The sequence below is a fragment of the Nonomuraea sp. NPDC003201 genome, from assembly GCF_053590415.1.
This window is the reverse complement of sequence record NZ_JBSFTC010000620.1, coordinates 1-3,105: the sequence shown is the minus strand read 5'-3', so window position 1 is coordinate 3,105 and position 3,105 is coordinate 1. Positions and strand designations below refer to the sequence as shown.

The following is a 3,105-nucleotide window of genomic DNA, read 5'->3' as shown; positions in this document are numbered from 1 at the left end:
CACGCCGAGCGCCCCCGCCACGCCGAGCGCGGGCGCGCCGCGCACGGCCAGCCGCCGGATGGCGTCCACCAGTTCGTCCACGGTCTGGATGCGCAGCGTCACGCACTTGTCGGGCAGCAGTGTCTGGTCGACGAGCTCGACGGCGCCGTCCACCCAGTCAATGGTCCTCACACGGCAAACTGTACGTTTTCAGCGCTCGGCGAGGACGATCACCGAGTCGCCGTTGTTCAGGACGATGGGCTCGGACTTGTCGGGGTTGAGGACGATGCCGTAGTGCGGCGGGTCGTTGCGCGCCAGGGCGTTGCGGTAGCCGATGGCGGTCTCGCCCCTGCGCCTGGCCGACTCCACGACCGTGGAGAAGTGCACGCGCGTCCCCGTCTTGACGTAGGAGCCGGCGGGCCTGGGGTAGATCTCCGAGCCGCGCGAGTCGAACAGGTAGCCGAACACGTCCGCCAGGTGCCGGTTCTCGGCGAGCTGGGCGAGCAGCAGGCCGATGACGGTGTCGCTGATCACGATGTCGTCGGCCTCGGTGACCTCGGCCAGGGCCCGGTTGTTCTCGTCGTGCATCTCGCTGACGATCGAGTAGTGCTCGCCGAGCGTGCTCTGCATGTCGCGGAGCTGGAGCAGCGTCATGAGCGTGCGGGTGTCGGCGTGGTGGGCGGCGAAGCGGTCGTCGGAGAGCACGATGACGTGCTGGAAGAGGCCGACGCCGAGCGACTCCAGCGCGTACCTGTCGGTGGTGTCGCAGTCCTTGACGTTCACGGTGAGGTGGCGCAGGCCCGCCAGGCCGGTGCCGGCCTTGGGGTGGTCTGCGGCGATCTCCAGCACCGAGCCGGGGGCCACGTAGCCGTCGAGGTAGCGGACGATCTGCTCGGCCCGGCCGTTCCAGTTGAGCAGGAGCGTGCGCTCGGGCTCGGTGGGCGGCGCCTCCGCCTCGACGACGGCGGACTCGTCCATGGACGGCTTGCCGGCGGCCAGGCGGATGTGGGAGTCGTCGTGGGCGATGACGATGACCTCGTCGTCGGCCTTGATGACGGTGTCCATGGGCGGGTTCAGCACGACGCCGGTCGGCCGGCGCAGGCCGATGACGGAGGCGGTCTGGTACGCGTGCAGCGCCTCGCCGTAGGTGACGCCGACGAGCTTCTTGGGGGTGCGCAGGTAGATCTCGCCGCCGTCGAAGTTCAGCAGGTCCATGCAGACGACGGACATGCCCGACTGGCGCGAGGACTGCACGATGAGCCGGGAGGCGGTGTCGTCGGAGTCGACGAGGTGCACGTCCTCGCCGCCGGCCAGGCGGGCGGCGGCGATGTTGCGGCTGGAGGTGAGCCCGGCGACCACCGGCGGGTGGACGCCGCGGCGCTTGGCCAGCGCGAGCAGGATCTTGATGACGTGCGCGTCCGGGTCCTCGCCCTCGGGCGAGAGCACGACGATGGAACGGGCGGTGGCCAGGTTCATCATCGCGAGGTCGCGCGGCTCCGTGGGCCGCCCGGTGCGGCAGACCAGCCGGGTCCTGCCGAGGTCCCCGACGGCCTCGCGGATGTCGTCCTCCATGGCCAGCTTGTCGCGTTCCGCCAGGACGGCGATGACCGAGCCCTTCTGGCTGGCGTGCGCCTTGACCAGCTCGGCCACGATCGTGAACACCTGGTCCGACCAGCCGAGCACCACCGTGTGACCGGACTCGACGATCCGCGAGCGTCCCCTGCGCAGGCGGTCCACCTTCTGCTTGAGCCCGTTGGACAGCAGGCCGACGAGCATGCTGACGATGAACAGGCCGCCGATCGACCCGGCGAACATCACGGCCATGTACGCGGTCGAGCCCTTGTCACTGGCGAGCTTGCCCGGGTTCAGCGCGTGCATGAGCGCGATCCAGAGCACATGTCCGGGGCCGTTCACGCCGTCGGGCTCGTTCGGCGCCAGCCAGAGCGTGAGCCCGGCCACGACCACGATCAGCCCCACCGACACCACGGCCAGCCAGCCGATCAACGAGGCGGTCCCCCTGGACATGGTGTTGTCGAACCAGTAACGCGCCCTTTCACGGAACGTCGCCTTCGACACTTCCCCGATACCTCCGCTTAAGGTGTGATTTGCCCAACGCTCCAAGGTACCGGTGGATCTTCACAAGCGCATGGCGACCGGTAACGTATCGGCCATGGCGAGCCCCCTGCGACCGGACGACCCGCCGGCCCTGGGCGGGTACATCCTGTCCGGCCGGCTCGGGGAGGGCGGGCAGGGCGTGGTCTACCTCGCCCACACCGCCGCCGGCGAACCGGTCGCGATCAAGCTGCTGAGCACCGGCGACCAGCAGACGCGGGCCAGGCTGGCACGCGAGCTGGACGCGCTGGAGGGCATCGCCTCCTTCTGCACCGCGCGGGTCCTCGACGTCTCGGCCGACGGGCCCCGGCCGTTCGTGGTGAGCGAGTTCGTGGACGGCCCCTCGCTGGCCGGCCGGGTGCGCGAGCGCGGCCCGCTGCGCGGCGGCGACCTCGAACGCCTGGCGGTCGGCACGGCCACCGCCCTGGCCGCCATCCACGCGGCCGGGATCGTGCACCGCGACTTCAAGCCGGCCAACGTGCTGCTCGGGCCCGACGGGCCCAGGGTGGTGGACTTCGGCATCGCCCGGGCCGAGGGGGCGGCCACGATGACCTCCGGCCTGATCGGCACCCCCGCCTACCTGGCGCCCGAGCAGATCAGCGGCTCGCCCGCCTCTCCCGCCTCCGACGTGTTCGCGTGGGCGTCGTCGATGCTGTTCGCGGCCACGGGCACGAGCCCGTTCGGCGCGGACACCGTGCCCGCCGTGCTGCACCGGGTGCTCCACGCGGAGCCGGACCTGTCGCCGCTGCCGCCGCGCCTGCGCGGGGTGATCGCGTCCTGCCTGGTCAAGGACCCGTCGCGGCGGCCCACGGCCCAGCACCTGATGATGTCCCTGGTCAACCCCAACGCCCCGCATGGCCCTCCGGCGGCCCCCATCCCGCAGGACCCCGCCGTACCCGAGGGCCTCCGCACGGGGCCGCGCCCCAATGCCGCTTAGTTAAGAGTGGCGTTCGGTGTGATCACGAGTGGGGCGCAGCTGAGTGGCAGGGGGTTGGTGGCAACGAAGCTCCCCTG

2 protein-coding genes are annotated in these 3,105 nt (G+C 71.0%); one reads left to right on the top strand and one right to left on the bottom strand.

The window, feature by feature from the left end; translation table 11 throughout:
• Positions 1-189: 189 nt before the first annotated feature.
• Positions 190-2,055: a CASTOR/POLLUX-related putative ion channel gene (locus ACWDX9_RS61755; RefSeq protein ID WP_449973191.1), complete on the bottom strand. Its 1,866-nt coding sequence runs from the start codon at positions 2,053-2,055 to the stop codon at positions 190-192.
• Between the two features lie 94 nt (positions 2,056-2,149).
• Between ACWDX9_RS61755 and ACWDX9_RS61750 the strand changes: the two genes are divergently transcribed.
• Positions 2,150-3,028: a serine/threonine-protein kinase gene (locus ACWDX9_RS61750; protein WP_449973190.1), complete on the top strand. Its 879-nt coding sequence runs from the start codon at positions 2,150-2,152 to the stop codon at positions 3,026-3,028.
• The last annotated feature ends 77 nt before the right edge of the window (positions 3,029-3,105 follow it).